The 6,300-nt window shown below is 67.9% G+C and carries 3 protein-coding genes; 2 read left to right on the top strand and 1 reads right to left on the bottom strand.

Going from position 1 to position 6,300, the window contains the following annotated elements:
• On the bottom strand, nt 1-2,501 hold a 2,501-nt coding region (locus AB0M45_RS30395), incomplete at its 3' end, for a TIR domain-containing protein (RefSeq protein ID WP_364336262.1).
• A gap of 343 nt (nt 2,502-2,844) precedes the next feature.
• On the opposite strand from AB0M45_RS30395, the gene AB0M45_RS30390 reads away from it, so the two are divergent.
• Both AB0M45_RS30390 and AB0M45_RS30385 read left to right on the top strand, forming a co-directional pair.
• Nucleotides 2,845-4,860: a TRAP transporter fused permease subunit gene (locus AB0M45_RS30390; RefSeq protein WP_364336260.1), complete on the top strand. Its 2,016-nt coding sequence runs from the start codon at nt 2,845-2,847 to the stop codon at nt 4,858-4,860.
• The gene (locus tag AB0M45_RS30385; RefSeq protein WP_364336258.1) at nt 4,857-5,852 is read left to right on the top strand and encodes a TAXI family TRAP transporter solute-binding subunit; all 996 of its coding nucleotides are present in this window, start codon (nt 4,857-4,859) and stop codon (nt 5,850-5,852) included. The genes AB0M45_RS30390 and AB0M45_RS30385 overlap by 4 nt, the downstream gene beginning before the upstream one ends.
• Nucleotides 5,853-6,300 lie beyond the last annotated feature (448 nt).

The following is a 6,300-nucleotide window of genomic DNA, read 5'->3' as shown; positions in this document are numbered from 1 at the left end:
CCGGTCAGGGGTGGGCCGATGGGTTGCCCGGTGGCCCCATCCCACAGTCGCAGCGTTTTGTCGTGGCTGCCCGAGACGATGCGCTTGCCGTCCGGGCTGAACCCCACGCTCTGGACCACGTCGGTGTGGCCGGTCAGGGGTGGGCCGATGGGTTGCCCGGTGGCCGCATCCCACAGTCGCAGCGTTTTGTCGTGGCTGCCCGAGACGATGCGCTTGCCGTCCGGGCTGAACGCCACGTCCCTGATAAGGGAGTGCGTTTGCACAATGGTGCGTAGGTGTCGGCGGGCGTAGAGGGCATCGACGATCGCCGTGTCGGTCTGTGGGCTCGGCGCGAGGGCGTGGGCGGCGAGTATTTCCTGTATTGCGTAGGTGTCGCTGCCGAGTTGTCTCCCTTGGAGCGTGGCTTCGCCGTCTTGGATCAGGCGTAGCGCTATGGCTTGGCGGGTTTGGGTGTCGGCTCGATTGCTGGCGTTGGTGGCCGTGAAGAATCCGGTGACGGCGATCAGGGTGACGACAAGCAGGACGGCGACCAGCCCGGTGAGGATGCGCGCTCGCTTCCGGGATGCGCGGAGTTCGGCGTCGACGCGGTCGTCGTGATGTTTGCGGGATGCCGAAACAAGTTCGCGGACCGACGCGAGACGTTCGCGGTAGCCGGGTTCGGTGAGGAGGGTTTCGGCTGCGAGCAGGCGTGAGCCGTCCAGCAGCCAGGCGTCGTCGTGATCGTGGCGGGCCCATGCGCGGGCTGTCTGTTCGAGGGTATCGGCGTTTCTGAGGTCGTCGGCGTGCTCCCGGAGCCATTCGGCGAGCTCATCCCATTGCCGCAGCAGGCTTTCCAGCGCTACCTCGACAACGGCCCGGCCGTCGCGCTGGTCTTTGACCAGCAGCCGCCGCTCGACGAAGCTGTCCAGCAGCGAATGTGTCTCGGCGGGGAGGTCGGTCCAGGCGGCGATACGGCGCAGGGGCTGGTCGTTGTCGGGATTGATGGTGGCCAGCCACGGGATGAACGCCGATCGCAACAAGTCGAGCTGGTGTCGCCGTAGCGCTGGGTCGACGGCCATGACGCGGTCGATCTCGCTGCGCACGACGTGATCGATGCCGCCGATCGCCGTGTAGTGGTCGAGGGTGAGAACTCCGGTGTCACCGTAGTCCTCGTACAACCGTGACAGCGTCAGCGCCAGCAGCGGCAGGGTATCCGCACCCTCGGTGCAGTCGGCCAGCAGCCGACCGACCAGATCCGGGTTCACCTCCAGCCGTGCCCCCGCCTGGGTGGCCCGCATGGCGGGCCCGGTGATGACGTCCTTGAACAGGGCATGCGGCATCGGGCCCAGGTCGTCGAACAGCACCGTTTCGATACCGGCCAGTTGCGGGGCGGTCTGAAACGCCTCATAGCGGTCGGTGCGCACGCAGACCACCACGATCAACCACTGCCGTGTCGCGTCGTCGTCCGTAGGGTCGGTGAGCAGGTCGGCGAGCAGATCGAGGAGCAAGCCACCCTCGCTTCCCGCATCGGGACCCAGCAATTCCTCGGCCTGGTCGATCGGCAACACCAGCGTCGGAGCCGCCCAGTCGGATTCGGCCCCGGACGCGTCGATCAACCGAGCTGCCGCGGCCTGCCGGATCTCGAGCAGCCACTCCCGCACCCGCTCGTGCTGGTCGGAAAGCGCAGTTTTGATCACACCGGGGCTGGGTGCCCGAAGGCCGAATCGCCTGCGGGTGGCGTGGATTACGGCGGCGAGGCCGCTGGTGCCGGTGAGGGCTTCCCGCGCGGGTCGCAGAATGTCCATGACCACGAAATGCCGATCGTCGCGGGCCAGTCGCGGCAGCAGCCCCGCACGCAGGAAGGATGATTTCCCGGCACCGGAGGGGCCGAGAACGACGAACAGCGATTGCACACCGGTCGCGCGCATGACCACCAGATGATCCCGGCTGCGCAGGATCTGCGCGTCGCGACCGAAGAACACCGCGGCGTCGATCGCCTCGAACTGCCGCCATCCGCGATAGGGCGCACGGCCTGGCTCCACCGATGGTGGCCACGGGAAGTGCTCGGCACCGATACCGGCCGGCTCCAACCCGGCCAGCAGCTGATGGAGACCCGCGGTGCGGAACCGTACCGGCTCACCGCCGCCGGGGATATGGACGATGGTGGCGGGGCCGTCGCCGAACAGGTCGCATCGCTGCCATTCCATGGTGATATCGCCATCAGTGGCTTCCAGCCGGGCCACCAGAATCTGCTTACCCAGAGTCTCGGCGGTGCGGTACTCGGTTCTGCATTCGTGCGAGTTCTGCCAGTGCCGCGAGAGCAGGCAGATCACCGCCTCGCAGCGTGTATTTGCTTGCCGCAGGGCCTCTTTCCACCGAACCCCGGTGCGGATGCCGGTATCGGGATCGATATCGAGAAAGACCTCCCCGGCCAACCCCGGTCGCTGCTCTATCAGCCACTGCCGCAGCGCGACCGCCACGGCGTTGTCCCCGCTGGAATGACTCAGGAAGACACGCGACACTCATCAACCCCCGCCACGTCGACCACTGGAACCAACTTGCGTGGCAAGCGTAACGACACACGCATACTGCCGCCGACGGATTCGCCGATCGGGATACGCACGGGCGACACGCGCGCACCGCCATTATCACGTTTACGACAGCGCCTCGGACAGCCGAAGCCCGCGCCGCACGTAACCCCGATCGGCGGCCGCCGGGCCTGCGCGAGACCGATCCGAGCGGGCACGTCACCCGTTGCGGCAGGCTTGTCCTGGCCCGGTGGCTGATCCCCGCGGAAGGCGATCCCCTGCCTCGGCTGTCGTCAAAGCCGGTACACAGGCGTGTGCGTGTTGCTATCGTCTCGCCATGTCGGGCACGCTGGGCACTCGGGTGGACGAGCAGAAGCACCCGCCTGTCGTGGAGTTCGACGACGAGGAACGGCCCGCGCGGGTGCTGAGCGGCTGGGCGGAGCGATTGGTCGCCGCCCTCGCGTTCGCCGTCGCGATTCTCGCGCTGTGGCAGGTGTTCCGGCCGCTGGCGCAGGGCAGCCAGTACTACCTGGTGATCTTCCTGGCGGGCACGTTGCCCATGGTATTTCTCGCCTACGGGTCGGGTCTTCGCCTCCGGGATCGGCGCAACCGGCCGGGCGTCGCGGACTGGTTGCTAGCGGTGGTGGCGCTGGCGGTCTGCCTGTATCCCGTTGCCCCGATGACGATCGGGTCGGGCGGCGGCGGATACGACGCGTTCCTCGATCGGCAAGGCCTGCTCGATCCGGTCGACGTCGCGGTCGGCACGGTGTTGCTGGTGCTCGTCATGGAGGCATGCCGGCGGACCACGGGATGGGTGTTGCCCGCGGTGTGCCTGGTCTTCCTCGCCTACGGGTATTACGGAGGGCTGCTGCCGCAGGAATGGAGCATCGCGCACGCCGGACTGGACTTCGGCCAGATCACCGACGCCCTGTTCAATTCCGGAAGCGGCTTCTACGGCACCCCGCTCGATGTCGCGGCTACCTACATCGTGCTGTTCACCCTGTACGGCGCGGTGCTCGAATTCTCCGGCGCCGCACAGTTCTTCGTGGATCTGTCGGTCGCGGCGTTCCGGCGGTCGCGCGGGGCCGCCGGACGCACCGCCGTGGCCTCGGGTTTCCTGCTCGGCACGGTGTCCGGGTCCGGCACCGCCACCGCGGTGAGCGTGGGCGCGGTGACCTGGCCGATCCTGCGGCGCGCGGGGTACCCGCCCGAACAGGCGGGCGGCATGCTGGCCGCGGCCGGCGTCGGCGCGATCCTGTCGCCGCCCACGCTGGGCGTTGCGGCGTTCATCGTCGCCGAATACCTCGAGGTCTCGTACGTCACCGTGCTCGGCTGGGCGCTGATCCCGACCCTCCTCTACTACCTGGGCATCCTGCTCGCCGTCGAGATCGATGCGCGCAGGCTGGGCACCGAACCGGTCGAGATCGGCGGCACGTCGGCGGGCCGGCTGCTGCTGCGGTTCGGCTATCACTTCCTGTCGCTGATCGCGATCGTCGTGCTTCTGCTCATCGGGGTGAGCGCGACGCGAGCGGTGGTCTACGCGACCGCGCTGGCGTTCGTCCTGGCCTTCTTCGACGCGCGCACCCGGGCGGCGGCCCGGTCGCCGCGCTTGGTGTTCGCCACGATCGGCAGCGGCGTCCGTTCGGCGCTGCCGGTGGTCGCGGTATGCGCGGCCGCGGGCGTGATCACCGCGATGACGACCAAGACCGGCCTCGGCGCACAGCTCGCGGCATTGCTGGTGCGCGCCGCGAAGGCGCTGTCGGACAATCACACCGTCGTGCTGGCCTGCACCGTCGCACTTGCCGCCGTCGCGCTGGCGCTGCTCGGGCTCGCCGTGCCGGTCACGGCGTCGTTCATCATCGGCTGGGCGATCATCGGTCCGGCGCTGCTGGCTCTCGACGTGCCCGCGCCCGCCGCCGCGATGTTCGTCTTCTACTACTCGGTGCTCTCGGAGGTGACGCCGCCGACCGCGCTCGCGGCGGTGGGCGCCGCCGCGATCACCGGAGCCCGCACCGTGCCCACCATGTGGCAGGCCCTGAAGTACGCCCTGCCCGCCTTCCTGGTGCCGATCGTGTTCGTCCTGACCGGGCCGGGGGAGTACCTGCTCGGGCGAGGGCCGATCCTCGGCATCCTCTGGACCACCGCGGTGGCGTGCGTCGGTGTCGCCGCGCTGGCGGCGGCCACGGGCGGCTGGCTCCCCGGTATCGGAGCCGCGCCGCTCGCGGCACGCGTGCTGGCCGCCGTCGGCGGGTTGACGCTGCTGTACTTGGCGCCCGCCACGCTGATCGCCGGGGCGTGCGCGCTGCTCGCGGCCGCCGGGATCACTCTGCTGTCGCGAAGGAGAACGACATGAGAAGAGCCGCACTGGTATTCGCCGTCATCACGATCGCGGCGGGACTACTCGCGGGCTGCGGCGGCCGCAGGGACGCACCGCACACCGACTCGGGCGCGGCGGTCACCTGCGCGCTCGAGCGAGAAACCCGAGTCGGCATCGCGACCGGTAACGCCACCGGGGTCTATTTCGCGCTCGGCAACGCCTACGCCGACCAGATCGCCCAGGCCACCGACGGCAAGGTAAAGGCGACCGCCGCCGAGACCGGGGCGTCGGTGCAGAACATCCAGCAGGTCGTCGCGGGCAACTACCAGGTGGCGTTCTCCTTGGCCGACAGCGCCGCCGACGCCGTGCTCGGCACGGGAAGCTTCGACGGCAAGAAACAGCCGGTGCAGGCGCTCGCGCGGCTGTATCCGAACTACACCCAGGTAGTCGTGCGCCGGGACGCGGGCATCAATTCGGTGGCCGACCTGCGCGGCAAGCGGGTCTCCACCGGCTCGCCGAAGTCGGGCACCGAGGTGATCGCGCAGCGGATACTGCAAGCCGCCGGTCTCGATCCCGATCGCGACATCTCGGCCCAGCGGCTGGATCTCACCAAGACCGTGGACGGCATGAAGGACGGGTCGATCGACGCCATGTTCTTCTCCGGCGGCCTGCCCACGCCGGGCATCACCGACTTGTTCACCGTGGCGAGGGACCGGCTCCGATTCCTGGACGTCACCGACCAGCTGAGCAGCCTGCGCACGATCAATCCCATGTACGAAGAGGGGACCATTCCCGCCGCCGCGTACGGCCTGCCCGCCGAGGTGAAGACGATTGTCGTGCCGAACGTCCTGCTCGTCCGCGACGACCTGGACGCCGATCTCGCCTGTGTGCTGACCAGGACCCTGTTCGACCGCAAAACCCAGCTGGAACAGGCCAACTCGGCCGCGAAAGGAATCAGCAGGGATACCGCCCGGGATACCGCTCCCGTACCGCTGCACCGCGGCGCCGCGCACGCTCTCGCCAACTGAGCCGGCCGCGACCGCTCCGGAACAATCTTGTGGTGGCCTGAATCACATTCGTGTCATTAGGCCGTCCATCGCGTCGATCGCGCGCCTCTGACCTGCGAAATAGTGCGCTGCCCAGGCGATTTGACGAAGTGAAATCCGCCGCGTAACTTATTCCAGGTCAGAGCGACACGGACACCGACCCGGAGCCGAGAAGCGAAGCGGAAACGCCGAGCGGACGGACTGGGAAACGAGGTAGGACGAGGAGCGCCTGGCGATCACACTAGCTTGATCGTGACTCCGATTTTGATCGGGTGAACGGCTGAGCTAAGCTGGATAAGTTGCCTCACTGAAGGTCCGGAAATCCGGATCGAATGTGTGTGCGTGTGTTCTTTGAGAACTCAATAGTGTGTCGATGAATGTCAGTGCCAAATATTTTTTGGTTCCGGCTCTTCACTCCCCGTGTGGGGGG

Source organism: Nocardia sp. NPDC051787, from assembly GCF_040681325.1.
In the GTDB taxonomy this organism is placed as follows: domain Bacteria; phylum Actinomycetota; class Actinomycetes; order Mycobacteriales; family Mycobacteriaceae; genus Nocardia.
Note: the sequence above shows the minus strand (reverse complement) of the source record. Positions and strands in the feature narration are given on the sequence as shown.

Excerpts from the sequence above, each read along its gene's own strand:
- AB0M45_RS30385 (WP_364336258.1), top strand. The coding sequence starts at position 4,857 with ATGAGAAGAGCCGCACTGGTATTCGCCGTCATCACGATCGCGGCGGGA.
- AB0M45_RS30390 (WP_364336260.1), top strand. The coding sequence starts at position 2,845 with ATGTCGGGCACGCTGGGCACTCGGGTGGACGAGCAGAAGCACCCGCCT.